Source organism: Nocardia puris, from assembly GCF_036051655.1.
Lineage (GTDB): Bacteria > Actinomycetota > Actinomycetes > Mycobacteriales > Mycobacteriaceae > Nocardia > Nocardia puris.
The window spans coordinates 4436138-4452493 of record NZ_CP107943.1; the positions used below are offsets into that span (position 1 = coordinate 4436138).

Sequence of the window (16356 nt, forward strand, 5' to 3'; positions counted from 1 at the left end):
CCGGTTGACCGAGCTGAGGCGGAGCGCACCTCGGACCCAAGGCGCAATGTCGGCGTGCGGCGGGACTGCCGCCGGAGCGACCACCCGACCGGCGTCCGGTCCGCGCGCGACCGCCGAATCCCGCCCCGCCCGAGCCGTCCGGACCGTGCGGCGCAGCGCGGCCTACTACGTCGGGGAGGGGCAGGCATGAGCGATCGCGAAACAGTCCTGGTGACCGGCGCGACCGGACTGGTCGGTGCCGAGGTGGTGGCGCGGCTGTCGGCGGCGAGCAGGCCGGTGGCGGCGGTGCTGCACAGCGCGGCCGACATCGTGCGCAATGACGGCACGCTGCTGGAGGCGGGCATGCCCGTCGCGGGCGACATCCGGCGCCCGGGTTTGGGGCTCTCCGCGCGCGACGAGGCCGATCTCGCCGAACGGGTCGGGCTGGTGGTGCATTGCGCGGCCACCACCGCGTTCGACGCCACCGAGGCCGTCTACGACGAACTCAACGTGCGGGGCGCGCGCCACGCCATCGACCTCGCGCTGCGCTGGGACGTGCCGCTGGTGCACGTGAGCACCGCCTACGTGTGCGGGATGCGCGGCGGCACCGTCACCGAGGACGAGCTCGAGGCGGGGCAGACCTTCGGAAACGGCTACGAGCGCAGCAAGTTCCGCGCCGAACAGCTGGTGCGAGAGGCGGGGGAGCGGGGCTTGCAGTGGGCGGTGGTGCGCCCCGGCATCGTCACCGGCGCGACCGGCGGCGGCGAGATCCGCGACTACAAGAACCTCTACACCGTCGTGAAACTGATGGTCGAGGGCAAACTGCGCACTTTGCCCGGCCGCTACGACGCGACCCTCTCGCTGGCCCCGGTGGATCACGTGGCCGACGTGATCGCCGCCGCCGCGCTGGATTTCGACTCCGCGCACGGCCGCACCCTGCACGCCCTGGGCCGCGACACGCTCTCCCTGCGCGACGTCTCCGACGTGCTGGCCGAGTACCCCTCGTTCGAGGTGGCCACGTTCGTCCCCGAATCCTCCTTCGCCGAAGACGATCTCGAGCCGGTGGAGCGGGAGTACTACCGCCGCATCGGATCCCTGTACACCACGTACTTCCGGCGCCGCCTCGACTTCGAGACCACCCGCGCGGAGATCCTGCTCGGCAGACCCTCACCCGCGACCGGCAAGGACTACCTGCGGCTGCTGCTGGACCACTGCCTGGAGTCCGGCTACCTGGGGGTTCCGCTGCCCTCGATCGAAGCGATCCTGGCCGCCAACGGATTCGACGGGAGCGGCCGATGACCACCGCACCGCAGCACACCGTCGAGGACCGCCTGCGCGCCGTCCTCACCCGGCTCACGCCCTCTCCGGACAAGGTCACGGCCTACGTCGGCGACACCTACGTGCGGGAAACCGCCGAACAGCTCGAGCGCCTCGAGATCGACCCGGTCGCCTTCGCCCGCCGGCACTCCCTGCTGCTGCTCAAGCCCGACGCCATCGTTGCCCGCTCCGTAGAACCGACGCTGGAGTGGTTGCCCGCCAACGGTTTCCGCGTCGTCGCCGCGCGTCGCCTGACGGTGAACCCGCACCTGGTGCGCGCGCTGTGGTATTTCGCCTGGAACATCGCCTCCCGCGAGCGCAGGCGGTTGGCGGACCTGCTGGTCGGCATCTCCGACGTGCTGGTTCTGGTGGTGCGCGCCCCCGACGGCGAACTGCCCGTGCCGATCCGGCTCACCGAGGCGAAGGGCCCCACCGATCCGCGCCGCCGCAAGCCCGGCGAACTGCGCTACGCGCTGGGCCGCCACAACTTCCTGCTGAACCTGGTGCACACGCCCGACGATCCCGCCGACGTCCTGCGCGAGCTGGCGATCTATTTCGACGAGGACACCAGGGCCGAGGTGCTGGCCGAGGCGCTGGCGGGCGCGGACCGCTCCGCCGACGCCGCCGCGGCCGCCGCCAACCTGTACGGCACCGTGCCCGCCCGCAGTTTCGAGCGCGAGGAGGCGCTGCGCGTCGTCCGGGACGACCTGGCCAGGGCCGGTATCGCCGCCGAGGGCGACGGCGCGGATCTGCTGTACGCGGCGTGGGCGGCCGGGGTGCGCCCGGATCCGTGGTCGACGCTGGTGCTCGGTTCCTACGTGCTGCCGATGCGGGTCGGAACGCAGTCGCAGACCCTGCCGCCCGTCACCGCCCGAGAATGGATGGAGGGACGATCGTGACGACACACGCGGCCGCCGAGAAGGCGGCGACGCACATCAGCACCATCCCACGGCAGCTGGCGCACCGGTGCGCCGTGTCGGAGGTGTTCGTCACCTCCCTCGACACCCTCGGCCCGGATTCCTTCCTGGTCGGCGCCCAGCTGCCGCGCATGCACGCCTACTACGGCGATCACGCGGGATCCCAAGGGCTGCGCCATGATCCGCTGCTGGTGATGGAGGCGGCGCGGCAGGCGGCCATCGCGCTCACCCACGAGTTCTACGGCGTGCCCACCGACCGCGCGTTCGTGGTGCGCACCTTCAACGGCACCGGCGCCGACACCCGCGCCTGGGAAACCGGTGTGGCGCCGAGCGATCTGGTGATGCGGGTGCGGGCGCCGAATCATCACCGGCGCGGCGACGTGCTGCACGGCCTGGATATGGTGCTGGAGATCTTCGCGGACGGCGAACCGATGTTCACCGTCGACGGGTCGTTCTCCTGGACCACCGCGAGCCACTGGACCGCCCTGCGCGACGGATTCCGGAAGAGCTTGGGGCTCGGGCCTTTCCGCGGTGCGGCGCCGATCGGGGAGCGGGCCGACGCGGCGTCGGTGGGCCGGGGCAGCAAACGCAACGTGGTGATCGGCCCGCCCGAACGCGACGGCGATATCGCGCGTGCCGACCTGGTCTCGGACCTGTCGCACCCGTTCCTGTTCGACCACCAGCTCGACCATGTGCCCGGCAGCCTGCTCATCGAGGCGTGCCGGCAGATCGGGCTGAGCCTGGTGCTGCCGGAGCTGCCGCGCCCGGTGAGCGTGGCCAGCACCTTCGAGCGATTCGTGGAACTGGATCTGCCGGCCGAATGCGTCGGCGAGATCATCGAATCCGGTGCGGGCACCGCTGTGGTGCGCGGCGAGATCCGGCAGGCGGGGGCCGTGGCGGCGCGCGTCGACGTCGAGTTCGCCGGGGACGCGCTGGACGCCGAACCGATCGTGGACGGCGCATGAGTTCCGAACTGCTGCGCACCACGCGCGCGTTCCGCAAGCGGCTGGATCTGACCCGCCCGGTGGCGCGCCGAGATCTATTGGAATGCCTGGACATCGCGGTGCACGCGCCGAGCGGCACCAACCGGCAGCCGTGGCGCTTCGTGATCGTCCAGGACGCCGACACCCGTCAGGCCATCGCCGAGTACTATCGAAAGGCGTTCTCCGCCTACCTCTCCGCGCGCACGCCGCGCCCGGACCAACTCGGTGACCTGGAGTCCGGCCGCTACCTCGCCGACCATCTGCACGAGGTGCCCGCGCTGGTCCTGGTCTGCTCGCTGGGCCGCCCGCCCGCCGACGGCAACGCCCACCGCCTGGCCAGTTTCTACGGCTCGATCTATCCGGCGGTGTGGAATTTCCTTCTCGCCCTGCATGATCGGGGCATGGGCGCCACCATGACCACCGCCCACCTGGTCTACGAGCGCGAGATCGCCGACCTGCTGTCGATCCCGTTCGACGAGGTCACCCAGGTGGCGCTGCTGCCGGTGGCGCACCTGCGCCCGGGGTCCGCGTCGCCCGCGCCGCGCCGCGCGCCAGCCGACGAGGTCACCTATTGGGATCGGTGGAACGCGTGAGCGATGCCCCCGGCGCGCTCGCATCGATCGCGCGCGTCTGGCGGTTCACCGCCGTCATGTACAAACCGCACTACCTGCTCTACGGCATCGTCTGGGTGCTGGCGGTGGAGGGCACGGCCGCCCTTGTGTCGCAACCGGATACGGCGTGGCGGCCCGGCTGGGCGACGGTGGTGCGGATCGCCGTCGTCGCCGCGGTGCTGCTGTACCTGCGCATGGTGGACGAGCAGAAGGACCTGGAGTACGACCGCATCCACAATCCCGACCGGCCGCTGGTGACCGGCGCGGTGAGCGCGGGGGAGTTGCGGGCGGCCATGGCCGTGATCGCGGTCGTCACCGTCGGCGCGAGCCTGGCGTTGTCGGTGGGCTCGGCGCTGGCGATGGCCGCCACGCTGGGCTACGGGCTGTTCCTGTGGGCCGTGGAGCGGCGGTCGGTGGCGGTGCGCGAGGGCATCCTGCTCAACCTGCTGGTCACCTACCCGGTGCAGCTGGTGCTCACGGCGTATGTGCTCGTCTCGGCGATCGACACGGGTGAGGTGTCGGCGACGCCGCGCCTGTTCGCCGTGGCGGTGCTGTTCGCGGGCGCGTTCCTGCAATTCGAGTTCGCCCGCAAGACCTCTCGTGAGCACCGCGCGGGGGAGCACCTGTACTCGAATGCCCTCGGGGTGACGGGCGGCACCGTCGCGATCGTCGTGTTCGCCGCGCTGGCCTCGGTGGTGGACATCCTGCTGGTGCGGTCGTGGGGCTACACCGGAGCGGAGGCCGCGCTCGCGTGGATTCCCCTGGCGCTGTTGGTGATTCCGGTGGCGGGCGCGGTCGCGTTCCGGCGCGGGACGAAGCCGGACTACCCGATCCTGCCCGCCGTGGGCTTCGTGTTCGCCCTGTATCTCACGCTGATCGCGCAAGCGGTGGTGCTCACCCCCACCTGACAACGGCGGACTACCCGTCGGCCTGGCGCGCGACCAGGATATTCTCCGGCGATACGGTGGGGACCACCTGTTCCAGCGTGAAACCGTTGCGCGCCAGCAGGTCCCGGTACTCCGCCACCGTGCGCTCCCGCCCGCCGACGTTCACCAGCATCTCGAGGTCGATGTACTTGCCGGGGTGGGGCCGATCGTGTTCGGGCAGCACGATCTCGATGAGCAGCAGCCGGGAGTGGGACTTCATCGCCGCGCGCACGGCCCCGAGAATGCGCGCGAGATCGGCCTCCGGCCAGTCGTGCACGATGTGCTGGAGGATGTAGGCGTCACCACCCTCGGGCACCGACTCGAAGAACGAGCCGCCCACCACCTCGCACCGCTGCGCGAGGCCGTCTTCCGCGAGCCGGTCGGGCACGTCGGCCACCACCTGCGGCAGATCGAGCAGGACGCCTCGCGCACCCGGGGTGCGGCGCAGGATCTCGGAGAGCAGCATTCCGGTGCCGCCGCCGACATCCACGATCACCCCGTAGCGGCTGAAATCGTAGGCGTTGAGCAGGGCTTCGCGGCCGATGCTGTTGACGCTGGCCATCGCCCTGTCGAACAATTCGCCCACTTCGCGATCGGTCTGCGCGAGTTCGAAGAACTCGGCGCCGCCCGAGGCGATCGGGCGTCCGGTGCGCACCGCGTCGGTGAGCTGCGACCAGCGTTCCCGGTGCAGCTTCGATCCGACGAACAGCGCCATGTCCCGCAGCGTCACGGGCGAGTCGCCGCGCAGCACCTGGGCGGTCTTGTTGAGCCGGTAGCGGCCGTCGCGGTCCTCGGCGAAGAAGCCGTGACTGATCAGCAGCCGCAGCAGGCGCCGCAACGCGTCCTCATCGGCGCCGACGGCGGTCGCCAGATCGGCGGCGGAGCGGGGCCCCTTGGCGAGTTCGTCGGCGATGCGCAGTTCGGCGGCCGCGGCGATGGCCTGGGCCAGCCAGCCCGCGGTCATCATCTCCAGCACCGCGATCTCGCTCGGCACGAGCTTGCGGTGCAGGAAGACCAGTCCCGCCCGGAACCGCTCGACCGCCCGCACCAGCGGCAGCGGTGGCATCGTGTTGCGTCCTGGGGCCATGACGGATTCCATTCCCTCGGGTGGTCGGCACACGCCGGGTCGAGCCTACCGCCGCGTGCCCACGAGAAGAGGGAAACCGCAGGTGAAGTGCCTATGGTCTTCACCAGCGCGGGCGCAGCGTCACCGGCAGCCGGTCGGGGGAGGGCACGAAGTCCGTGGTGTTCGCGCGCACCGTGTGCCCGGGGTCGGGGTCGACCCGCCAGCGGGCGAACAGCGCCGCCGTGGCCAGCGTGACGGTGAGGATCGCGAAGGTGTTGCCGGGGCAGTGCCGGGCGCCGACGCCGAACGGCAGGATCGCCTTCTTGTCGATCTCCTCGACCCGTCCGGGGAACCACCGGTCCGGGTCGAAGGTCTCCGGCGCCGGGTAGTAGCGCTCGGTGTGGTGCACGAGGTACGGGCTGTACACCACCATCGCCCCGTCGGGCAGGGTGACGCCGCCGAGCGTGACCGGTCCGTCGGCGGTCTGCGTGCTCACCCACGGCCCCCAGAACCGCAGCGTCTCCAGCACCACGCTCCGCAGGTAGGGCAGCGAGGTGACGTGCTCGGGCCGCACCGGTTCGCGACCCACGAAGTCGTCGAGCTCGCGCCGCAGCTCGTCGCCGATCCCGGGATCGCGCGCGGCCTCGTGCCACACCCACGCCATGATCGAGGCGGTCGAGCCGACGCCGGCCGCCAGCATGAGGATCAGCTCGTCCACGATCTCCTCGTCGGACAGCGTCGCGCCCGTCTCGTCGTCGGTGTGGCGCACCAGCGCGGAGAGCACATCGTGGAAATCCCGGTCGGCACGCCGGTATTCGGCCACCACGGCGCCGATCTCGCGGCGCAGCGCGGCGGCCTTGGTCTTGAACCGGTGATTGGCCACCACGCGCATCCTGCGCACCGGCGGCGGCAGCGCGGCCCGCTGCACCACGTGGCTCAGCAGCCACGGAATATTCTGGCGCACTTCACTTTTGGCGTCGGCGCCGAAATCGGCGGTGAACAGCGTGGCGGTGATGACGTCGAGCACCAGCCGGTGCGCTTCCGCCACCAGGTTCAGCGGGCGGTCGGCGGGCAGCGAGCGCGCCCACTCGTCGGCGAGTCCGGCGGCGACGGTGGCGTATTCGGCGAGCCTGCGCTGTCGCAGCGCGGGCGCGATCATGCGGCGGCGCAGTTCGTGGGGTGTGCCGCTGAGCACGTTGGACGCGCCGCGCAGCACGTCGTGCACGGCCTCGCGCATCTCCTCGCGGTGGAACGCGCCGGCCGTGCCGAAGCCGACCTCGCGGATCAGCTCCGGCGTGGTGAGCACGTAGGCCGGTCGCGGGCCGAGGTAGATGCGCACGATCGGGCCGAGGTCGGTGAGCGAGGTGACGAAATCGAGCCCGCCGCGCAGCGCGACCAGGCTGTGCCCGAGCAGCGGGAGCCCTCCCGGGGCGGTCGGCACGTCCGAAAGGCGCTGAACGGAAACCTCTTTCGCCACGGACTCATAGACCGCGACCATCGCGCCGGTGAGCGTGGACTGGCGGGTGGAATCGGTGTGCCCGGCCAGCGCGTACCGCATCGACTCCAGCCGCGACGGGTCGGCGGCCAGCTCCCGCAGGGTCCGCGCGATTGCGCTGGGCGACGGGTCGGCCGTGCGTGCCCCACCGCCCTTCGGCACGGTCTCGTCCATGTCGGGGTCGCAGTAGACCACCGGCAAGCCCATCGCGACCGCTTCCAGCAGCGCCATCCCTTGCGTGTCGAACCCCATCGACGGGAACAGCAGCACATCGTGGCGCGCCATCGCCGCCAGGCACTCGCCCTGCGGCACCGCCCCGTGCAGCCGCACCCGCTCCTCGATCCCCGCCGCCGTGACGGCCTCCCGCGCGGCCCCCTCCTGATCGCCGCTCCCATAGATGTCGAGCGTGCACTCCGGCGCCAGCCGCACGGCCTCGATCGCCTCGAGCAACCGCTTCTCGGCGGACAGCCGCGCGCACCACACGACACGCAGGGATGTGCGCTCAATGTCGGACCCGGTAGTTACTCGCGTTGTGAGATCCTCGGCGGCCAGGGAATTCGCGACCTGCGCGGGTGACCCGGCCACGCCCGAATCCACCGCCGCGCGCGCCGCGTCCAGCAGGTCGTCGTCGATTCCGTTGGAGATCACCGTGATCGGGCGCTCCAGTCCGTGGTCGCGGAAGCGGCGGGCGAAGTGCTCGGTGGGCACCACGACGTGGTCGGCGTTGCGCGCGTGACCGACCATCGTGCGCCAAGCATGATGGGCCGCACGGGATTCCGGCAGCGGCGGCAGCGGGTCGCCGTGCGGGACGAAACGGCCGTGCAGGGCGCGCATGGTGAGCGCCGACAGGTACGGGGTGGGGGAGGTGTGCTGGATGAACGCGTCGTCGCGGCTGTGCACGGTCTGCACCACGGGAATTCCGTGCCTGCGCGCGGCCCGCAATCCCGCGACGGCCACGCCGTAGGTGGTGTGCAGATGCACCACGTCGACCGGTCCGCGCACCGCGAACGCGGCGTCGATGCGCTTGTTGTTCTCGGCGGTGGGCAGCACGGCGGCGAATCCGTTCACCGAAACGCCCGCGAGTGCGGAAAGGACCACGAGGTCGGGGTCGTATTCGGTAGATTCGCGCGTGGGCGCGGCGAAGATCGTGACCTGGTGACCGGCCCGTTCCAGGCCCCGCCGCAGGGCGTTCACCGATGTCTGGATCCCGCCGACGGTGGTCGGGTGGAAATCGGTGAACAGCGCAACGTGCATGGTCACCACCGTACGGACGCAGGAGGACCGATGAGGGAAGAACGCGCCGAGCGGAATGGGGCGGCATGAGGGTGGCGATCCCGCTGACCGGCACCAGGGGCGATGTGCAGCCCGCGGTGGCGCTCGGCCTCGAACTGCGCCGCCGCGGCCACGACGTGGTCGTCGGCGCGCCGCCCAACCTGGTCGACTTCACCACCCGCACCGGTCTCACCGCCCTGCCCTGCGGCCCGGACGTGCAGCAGCTCTACTCCTCCGACGAGGGACAGCGGGCGCTGGCCGCGGGCAGCAGCTTCCGGCTCATGCAGCTGGTCGGCAAGCAGATGGCCGAGTACGCCGCCCGGATGAACCGCGAGGTCATCGAGGTGTGCCGCGACGCCGACGTGATCGTCTCCACGCTGCTCACCGAGGACCGGGCCATGTCGGTGGCCGAGGCCATGGGCGTGCCGCAGGTGACCATGCACGGCTTCCCCGGCCGCAAGAACAGCGCGTACCCTTTCCCCGGCACGCTGCCGCCGCACTGGCGCCCACCGGGCTGGGTGAACCGCGCCACCTGGTCGATCGGCGAGAACCTGCGCCGCGTGGTGTTCCTGCGCTATCTCAACCAGTTGCGCGGCGAACTCGGTCTGCCCAAGTCGGCGGCGAGCCCGGCGGCGGTGCTCGGCAAGCGCGGTGTGCCCGAGGTGCAGATCTACGACCGCGCGCTGGTACCCGGCCTGGCCGAGGAGTGGGGCGAGCGCAGGCCGCTGGTCGGCTTCCTGCCGCTGGAGCGGTCCGCGCGCGAAGCCATCGGCGAGCTGGCCGTCGACCACGGCGAGGTGCTCGCCTGGATCGGCGAGGGCGAGCCGCCGGTGTATTTCGGCTTCGGCAGCATGCCGATTCGCGACACCCACGCCGTGCTGGCCATCGTCGAGCAGGTGTGCGCGCGCCTGGGCAGGCGCGGTCTGGTGAGCGCGGGCTGGAGCGATCTGGACGCCGCGAACGCCGAAACCGGTGCGTCGGTGCGGGTGGTCGGCCCGCTCGCGCACGACATCGTGTTCCCGCTGTGCGCGGCGGCCGTGCACCACGGGGGCATCGGCACCACGTTCGAGAGCCTGCGCGCCGGCCTGCCGACGCTGGTGTGCTCGGTGTCGTTCGATCAGCCGATGTGGGGTGGTCAGGTCGAGCGCCTCGGCGTCGGCGCGCACCTGCCGTTCCAGAAGCTGAACGCCGACCGCCTCGCCGAGGGCGTGCGCACGCTGCTGGCTCCCGAGACCGCGCAGCGTGCGAAAACGCTGTCGGCGGAGCTGCATTCGAACGCGGACGCCACCCAGCGCACCGCCGACATCGTCGAGCGGGCGGCCGAATGAGCGACGCGGCTCGCGCGAGGCGATCACGCGGGTCCGCGTGCGGCCGGGAAGCCCGGACCGGCGGTCAACGTGCCGTCGGCTCCGAGCCGGGGCTCGGCTCGGACGAGCCGTGTCGCGGCACCGCACGGGTGCCGCGGGCCGCGCACCCCCGAGCGGTCCTCCGCGACGCATGAACCGCGCGGTGGCGGCGGTGACCGACTCCGCGGTCATGTTCCGGCGCGCCGCGCGCCGAACGATCCGCGGGCGCGACACGCTCGTCATCTCGCTGCTGCTGCCGATCCTGATCATGCTGCTGTTCGTCTACGTGTTCGGCGGCGCGATCGAGGTCGGCATGCCCTACCTCGACTACGTGATTCCCGGAATCCTGTTGCTGTGCACGGGTTTCGGCGCCTCGATCACCGCGACAGCGGTCGCGACGGATGTGCGCTCGGGCGCGGTCGAGCGCTTCCGCACGCTGCCCTGCTTCCGTCAGGCGCTGCTCGCCGGGCACGCGGCCGAGGGGACGCTCCGCAATCTCGCGGCCGGTGGCGTGGTGTTCGCGGTGGCGTTCGCGCTCGGATTCCGCACGGGCGCGGGCGTTCTCGCGTGGCTGGCGGCGCTGGGTGTGCTGGTGCTGTTCGCCCACGCCGTCACGTGGATCGCCCTCGCGCTGGGCCTGCTCGCCCGATCACCCGAAGCCGCGGGCGGTTTCACGTACGCGGTGATGTTCATCCCCTACATCAGCAGCGCGTTCGTCCCGGTGCACACCATGCCCGGGTGGCTGCACCCGTTCGCCGACCGTCAGCCCGCCACGCCGGTCGTCGGCGCGATCCGCGGGTACCTCGACATCGGCCCTGGCGGACAGGTGGTCGCCGCGGTGCTCTGGTGCTGCGGCCTGACTGTAGCCGGATACATCTGCGCCGCAATCCTTTACGCGCGGCGCTGAACCGTCTACGAGTCCTTGCGGCTGTCCGACCGTTCGGCGGCGATGGCGATGTAGTCGGCCAGTTCGCGGCGCAGGGTGAGGTCGAGCGACCGCGCCAGCGTCGAGTGCACCGAGGCCGTGGCCAGCCCGCGCATCTTGGTGAGCATCGTGGTGGTCTCGGTGATCTCGGCGTTGGTCTCCGGCAGCCAGCCGGGACCGTGCTCGTCCACGATGTGCTGCTTGGCGGCGCTGATCATGATCTGGGTGATCTCGTCGATCCGCTCGGCCACTCCGGCGTAGATCTCGATGAGCGTGCGCAACTCGATGCCGTACTCGTGCAGTTCGGCGAACGCGGCCAGCAGCTGGGTGTCGGTGAACACCACCGTCTCACCGTCCAGCTCGGCGAGCTTCAGCCTGGTCAGCCGCTCCACCAGATCGGCGGATTCGGGCCCGAGGAACGAGTCGATCAGCTCCCGCGAGACCTCGAAGGTCTCGGCGTGCGACCACGGCGTGGTGACCGCGCGCTCGAGCCCCAGCACTTCGGTGATGTCCTTGCCGGTCTCCCAGCTGGTGATGAAATCGGCGATGTGCGCGGTGGTGAAGCCGCGCTGGAGCAGCGCGTCGATGAGCCGCAGCCGTTCCAGGTGCCGGTCACCGTACAGGCTGGCGCGCCCGTCCTTGCCGATCGGCGGCGGCAGCAGGCCGCGCTCCTGATAGGCGCGCACGTTGCGAGTGGTGGTGCCGGCCGCACGGGCCAGATCGTCGATCCGGTACTCCGGCACCGCGGTCACCTTCCTCACGTCACGTTCCTGGAGGGAACGAGTCTAGCGATGCGGGCGCGGCGCCGTGCCGGAGCCGCGCCCGGCCCCTACCCGACCCCCACCTCGGACCGGGCCCCGGCGGGGATCGCTTCGTAGTCCGCCAGCCGGAGCCTGCGCAACTGGTGCACGTACTGCGTCGCGAAACCGGGGAACATGGTGGCGTTGAACCCCTCGTCGGTGAGGTACCAGCTGCGGCAGCCGGAATTCCACGTGGTGGCGGCCAGCCTGCGCTGCAGGGACGCGTTGTAGCGATCCTGCACCTCGCGGCGCACGTCGAGCAGGCGCAGATCCCGCGCCAGAATGGTGCCGATCGCCTCGACCAGGTAGTCGATCTGCGCTTCCATGTACACCAGCGCCGAATTGTGCCCCGGCCCGGAATTCGGCCCGAACGTGACGAACAGATTCGGGTACCCCGACACCGCCACGCTCTTGTACGCGTACGCCCCGCGCGACCACTCCTCGGCCAGCACCCGTCCGCCGCGCCCGGTGATCGGGACCGGCGTCCCCGCCTTGGAGACGTCGAACCCGGTCGCGAAGACGATGCAATCCACTTGGTGCTCAATGCCTTCGGCCGTGCGGATGCCCCGCGGTGCGATCCGCGCGATCGGCCAGGTGATGAGCTTGCAGTTCGGCCGCTGCAACGCCGGGTAGAAATCGTCGGTCATCAGCAGTCGCTTGCAGCCGGCCCGGAAATCGGGCGTGAGCTGGCGGCGCAGCCACGGGTCGCGCACCTGCCTGCGCAGCTGCGCCTTCCCGACCAGCTCGACCACCCTGGTGAGCGGTGTGTTCCACACCACGCCCAGCGCCACCGACTCGTGCCCGTAGAACCAGGCGCCGCGGGCCAGCGATTCGGCGCCGGGCACGTGCCGGTAGAGCTGTTTGGCCAGCGGCCCGGTGCGCCGGTTCACGCGCGGCAGCACCCACCCCGGCGTGCGCTGGAAGACCTTGACCGAGGCCGCTTTCCGGACGAGCTCGGGCACGATCTGCACGGCGCTCGCTCCCGTGCCGACCACCGCGACGCGCTTGCCGGTGAAGTCGTAGTCGTGGTCCCACCGGGCACTGTGGATCTTGTGTCCCTCGAAGGTCTCGATGCCTCGGATATCGGGCAGGCTCGCGTTGGACAGCGGGCCCGAGGCCAGCACCACCGTGCGCGCGAACAGCGGTGCGCGCCCGGCGATCGACACCTCCCACCGGCCCGCGTCCTCGTCGAACGCCAGGCCGGTGACCTCGTACCCGTAGCGCACGTGCGGGGCCAGCCCGAATCGCCGCACCATGTCCTCGATGTAGGCGAGGATCTCGGCGCTGCCCGAGTACGTGCGCGACCAGTCCGGATTCGGCGCGAAACTGTAGGAGTACAGCCGCGACGGAATGTCGCATGCCGCACCGGGATACGTGTTGTCGCGCCAGGTGCCACCGAGGGCGGTGTCGCGCTCCAGGATGACGAAATTGTCGATACCGCGCTGTTTCAGGCGGATCGCGGTGCCCAGACCTGCGAACCCGCCACCGATCACGGCCACGTCGAGGATGTTCATGCGCCTACCTCTCAGGCTGCCGGATCGTAGGTGATTTCCTTGGCCCAGGACGGATCCCGGCGCAACACCGCGTTCGGCAGGTGCCCGGTGATCTTCACCAGCGCGTCGGCCAGCAGGTGGTAGGGATGACCGCGGTTGATCACCCAGCCGCCGTGCATCTTCACGATCTGATACATCGGCAGCCTGCGCGCGAACCGGCTGCGCTCCCCGACATTGGCGTAGCGCTTGAGCGCGGTGTAGAGCTTCTGCTCGTCCACGCCCATCTCGACGATGTTGTCGCGCATCTTGTTCAGCAGCGGCACGTAGCTGAGCACGCCGATCAGGAACGTGGGCTTGACCCAGCCGCCCACCAACTCGATCAGCAGCTTGCGCATCTCCGCGTGGCCCAGCAGGTCCATGACCGCGAAATCGACGGCCAGATGGCGGGATTCGTCGGCGTTGATGCGCCGGAACGCCTCCTGGCACACCGGGTCCTCGATCTCGTCCATGATGAACTTGACCAGCGCCCCGTCCAGCGCCACCTCCAGCATCGGGATCACCGTGCCCAGGAACGACAGCGACATGTCGTCGGAGTACTTGTCCAGGAAGTCGATCACGAGCTTGACGTTCACGTTCGGCTGCGGGATCTCGTCACCGTCGAGCATGCCCCAGCGCCGCATGAGCGCCAGTTCGGCGTTGGCGTGTTTCTGCTCCTCGGCGTGGAAGTACCGGTAGATCTCGCGCAGCGTCTCGGTGGGCGCCTTCTTGGCCATCGCCGCGAACCCGCGCGCGCCCACGTTCTCGATCCACATCAGGTCGGCCATGAAAGGCTTGAGTTTGGCGTGCAATTCGGGGGAGATGGTCTCGGCTCCCGGTGCGTCCCAGTCGATATCGGCCAGCGCCCACTGGCGATCCTTGATCTTGCGCAGCATGTCGTCGAAATCCATAGTGATGCCGGCCATCTCAGACTCCTGTCCGGTCGGTGACCGCGGGGCGGTCGGTGCTCGGGGCGTCCTGCGGCAGCAGCCGGTCCAGCAGGCCGAGCACCTGGGTGTACTGGGTGGGGAAGTAGCGCTTGAGCCGCCAGACGAGGTGCGCGTCCAGCTGCGGCAGCACGTAGAGGCGGCCGCGATCGTTGGCGTCGAGGGTGGTGCGCGCGACCCGCTCGGGCGTGAAACCGGTCCAGCGCATGAGGGTTTCGGCCAGCCGCTGCGAGCCGTCGGTGATGCGCCCGTCGCGCGCGACGTTGGTCTTGACGAAGGTCGGGCACAGCACGGTGACCGCGATCCCGGTGCCGGAGAGTTCGGCGGACATGGTCTCCGACAGCGAGAGCACCGCCGCCTTGGACGTGTTGTACACCGCCATGGAGGGCGCCGCGGCGAAGCCGGCGGCCGAGGCCACGTTCACGATGCCGCCGCCACCGCCGGCGCGCAGCAGCGGCGTGAAGATCTCGCAGCCGTGCACCACGCCCCACAGGTTGATCCCGAGCGCCCACTCCCAGTCGGCGAAACCTATGTCGCCCACGTGTTTTCCGCCGATGCCCACGCCCGCGTTATTGATCACGAGCGAGACGGGAGCGTCGAAGACGGTCTCGGCGAACCGGGCCAGCACCTCCACGTCCTCCCGGCGCGACACGTCGCAGCGGAACGCGTGGGCCGCGCCGGGATGGGCGCGTTCGATGAGCGCGACCGTCTCGTCGGCGCGCGCCTCATCGATGTCGGCGCACACGACTCGTCCACCGCGCGCGGCGATTTCGAGGGCGAACGCCCGCCCGATGCCGCTGCCCGCGCCCGTCACGACGGCGCGGGCGTGGTGGCTGCGCCGGTTGCGCAGGCTCAGGGGGATCAGGTTCTCCAGTCCGAACATGTCAGCTCACCCACTTCTGATCGCGACTGTGCGCGTGGGAATCGGCCGCTACGTGGCTCACCACGGGCCGGGTGTCGGATTCGGCGACGCGCGGGCGCGACCGCCGTCGGTGCTCGGCGGCCGTTGTCCCGGAGCGCACACGGGGTGCGGCCGGAACGCGGGGGACCGAGGTCGTCGTTGACCCTGTCATGTCATTCAGAATCATCCTTCAATGTGCCAGTTGTCAATGGCTCATTTGTTGCAGCCGCGTCTCGGGGTGGTCGCGGCTGGTAGACGGCCGTTCGGGCCGCGTGGTGCTACCGTCGCGGAGGCGAAGCGTGCGGTCCGCGGTGGGCCGCGGCCGGTACGTCCGAAGGAGGTTCGCGGGTGAGCGAGACGGCGGTTCCCGTGGCGATCGGCCCCACCACACCCGTGCCGACCATGCTCGCGAAGGCCGTCGCCGAGGGCGGTGCGGTGCTCAGCGAGCTGGCCGGCGCGCGGGCGCTGATCTGGAACGGCGGCCCCGGCGAATTCCCGGAACAACTGCCCGACTCCGTCGAATGGGTCCAGCTGCCCGCCGCCGGCGTCGAGGACTGGTTCAACGCCGGGATCATCGCGCGCCATCCGCAGGTCCGGTTCACCTCCGCCGCGGGCGCTTTCTCCGCCAGCGTCGCCGAACACGCCCTGATGATGCTGCTCGCCGGCGTGCGTTACCTCCCCGAGCACCTGCGCGCGGGCAGTTGGCGTCAGCAGGATTTTTTCCCGCACGTCGGCACGCTGCGCGGCAAGACCGTCACCATCGTCGGCGCGGGCGGCATCGGCCGCGCGCTCATTCCGATGCTCACGCCGCTGGGCGCGCACGTCGTCGCGGTGAACCGCTCCGGCCGCCCGGTCACCGGGCCCGGCATCCCCGACGACGTGGAGACGGTGCCCGCCGATCAACTGGGCAAGGTGTGGCAGCGCACCGACCACGTGGTGGTCGCCGCGCCCGCCACGCCCGACACCCGGCACCTGATCGACGCCGACGTGCTGGCCCGCCTCAAGCCCTCGTCCTGGGTGATCAACGTGGCGCGCGGCAGCCTGATCCACACCGACGCCCTGGTCTCGGCGCTGGCCTCCGGCGCGATCGGCGGCGCGGGGCTCGACGTGACCGACCCGGAACCGCTGCCCGACGGCCACCCGCTCTGGGTGCTGCCGAACGCCATTGTGACGCCGCATGATTCGAATCCGCCGCAGTTGCGGTTCGCGGCCTTCGCCGACCACGTGGCGGCGAACGTCGTCCGGTTCGTGGCGGGGCGCGAACTCCTCGCTCCGATCGATCCGCAGCGGGGGTACTGAGCACGGGCTCTGTGTCCCTCTGCGGCTCGGATCGCCGCGTTGT

The 16356-nt window shown here is 70.7% G+C and carries 14 protein-coding genes; 8 read left to right on the forward strand and 6 right to left on the reverse strand.

Annotated elements, in window-relative coordinates; translation table 11 throughout:
- Nucleotides 1-186 precede the first annotated feature (186 nt).
- The 5 genes from OHB21_RS20475 to OHB21_RS20495 are packed head-to-tail and all read left to right on the forward strand — an operon-like array spanning nucleotide 187 to nucleotide 4715.
- Nucleotides 187-1278 (forward strand): SDR family oxidoreductase, encoded by a 1092-nt coding sequence (locus tag OHB21_RS20475; protein WP_067511579.1) that lies wholly within the window; start codon nucleotides 187-189, stop codon nucleotides 1276-1278.
- Nucleotides 1275-2195 carry a nucleoside-diphosphate kinase gene (locus OHB21_RS20480; protein WP_195125791.1) on the forward strand — a complete coding sequence of 307 codons (921 nt, stop codon included), beginning with the start codon at nucleotides 1275-1277 and terminating at the stop codon, nucleotides 2193-2195. Before OHB21_RS20475 ends, OHB21_RS20480 begins: the two co-directional genes overlap by 4 nt.
- Nucleotides 2192-3178: a ScbA/BarX family gamma-butyrolactone biosynthesis protein gene (locus tag OHB21_RS20485; RefSeq protein WP_232331839.1), complete on the forward strand. Its 987-nt coding sequence runs from the start codon at nucleotides 2192-2194 to the stop codon at nucleotides 3176-3178. The genes OHB21_RS20480 and OHB21_RS20485 overlap by 4 nt, the downstream gene beginning before the upstream one ends.
- Entirely contained in the window at nucleotides 3175-3789 is a 615-nt protein-coding gene (locus tag OHB21_RS20490; RefSeq protein ID WP_067511584.1) for a nitroreductase family protein, read from the forward strand. Before OHB21_RS20485 ends, OHB21_RS20490 begins: the two co-directional genes overlap by 4 nt.
- Nucleotides 3786-4715, forward strand: coding sequence for a UbiA prenyltransferase family protein (locus OHB21_RS20495; RefSeq protein ID WP_067511586.1), 930 nt, complete (start codon nucleotides 3786-3788; stop codon nucleotides 4713-4715). Before OHB21_RS20490 ends, OHB21_RS20495 begins: the two co-directional genes overlap by 4 nt.
- 10 nt (nucleotides 4716-4725) lie before the next feature.
- Here the strand turns inward: OHB21_RS20495 and OHB21_RS20500 are convergent, their stop codons facing one another.
- The gene (locus OHB21_RS20500; protein WP_067511668.1) at nucleotides 4726-5820 is read right to left on the reverse strand and encodes a methyltransferase; all 1095 of its coding nucleotides are present in this window, start codon (nucleotides 5818-5820) and stop codon (nucleotides 4726-4728) included.
- A gap of 100 nt (nucleotides 5821-5920) precedes the next feature.
- Nucleotides 5921-8548: a cytochrome P450 gene (locus OHB21_RS20505; RefSeq protein ID WP_195125789.1), complete on the reverse strand. Its 2628-nt coding sequence runs from the start codon at nucleotides 8546-8548 to the stop codon at nucleotides 5921-5923.
- 65 nt (nucleotides 8549-8613) lie between these two features.
- Between OHB21_RS20505 and OHB21_RS20510 the strand changes: the two genes are divergently transcribed.
- A complete protein-coding gene (locus OHB21_RS20510; RefSeq protein WP_067511589.1) occupies nucleotides 8614-9894 on the forward strand; it encodes a glycosyltransferase in 1281 nt (426 codons plus the stop codon).
- Between the two features lie 190 nt (nucleotides 9895-10084).
- Complete coding sequence (locus OHB21_RS20515) at nucleotides 10085-10819, forward strand: ABC transporter permease (RefSeq protein WP_232331840.1); 735 nt, start codon at nucleotides 10085-10087, stop codon at nucleotides 10817-10819.
- 5 nt (nucleotides 10820-10824) lie between these two features.
- Here the strand turns inward: OHB21_RS20515 and OHB21_RS20520 are convergent, their stop codons facing one another.
- The 4 genes from OHB21_RS20520 to OHB21_RS20535 all read right to left on the reverse strand — a co-directional run bounded on the left by OHB21_RS20520 (nucleotide 10825) and on the right by OHB21_RS20535 (nucleotide 14996).
- Complete coding sequence (locus tag OHB21_RS20520) at nucleotides 10825-11598, reverse strand: MerR family transcriptional regulator (RefSeq protein ID WP_232331841.1); 774 nt, start codon at nucleotides 11596-11598, stop codon at nucleotides 10825-10827.
- Nucleotides 11599-11666: 68 nt separating this feature from the next.
- Nucleotides 11667-13151 carry a flavin-containing monooxygenase gene (locus OHB21_RS20525; protein ID WP_067511593.1) on the reverse strand — a complete coding sequence of 495 codons (1485 nt, stop codon included), beginning with the start codon at nucleotides 13149-13151 and terminating at the stop codon, nucleotides 11667-11669.
- An 11-nt stretch (nucleotides 13152-13162) separates the two neighbouring features.
- On the reverse strand, nucleotides 13163-14083 hold the full coding sequence (locus tag OHB21_RS20530; RefSeq protein WP_067511674.1) for a ferritin family protein: 921 nt from the start codon (nucleotides 14081-14083) through the stop codon (nucleotides 13163-13165).
- Nucleotides 14084-14093: 10 nt separating this feature from the next.
- Complete coding sequence (locus tag OHB21_RS20535; protein WP_067511596.1) at nucleotides 14094-14996, reverse strand: SDR family NAD(P)-dependent oxidoreductase; 903 nt, start codon at nucleotides 14994-14996, stop codon at nucleotides 14094-14096.
- Nucleotides 14997-15416: 420 nt separating this feature from the next.
- Here OHB21_RS20535 and OHB21_RS20540 point away from each other — a divergent pair, with 420 nt between their 5' ends.
- On the forward strand, nucleotides 15417-16313 hold the full coding sequence (locus OHB21_RS20540; RefSeq protein ID WP_067511676.1) for a D-isomer specific 2-hydroxyacid dehydrogenase family protein: 897 nt from the start codon (nucleotides 15417-15419) through the stop codon (nucleotides 16311-16313).
- Nucleotides 16314-16356: the final 43 nt, after the last annotated feature.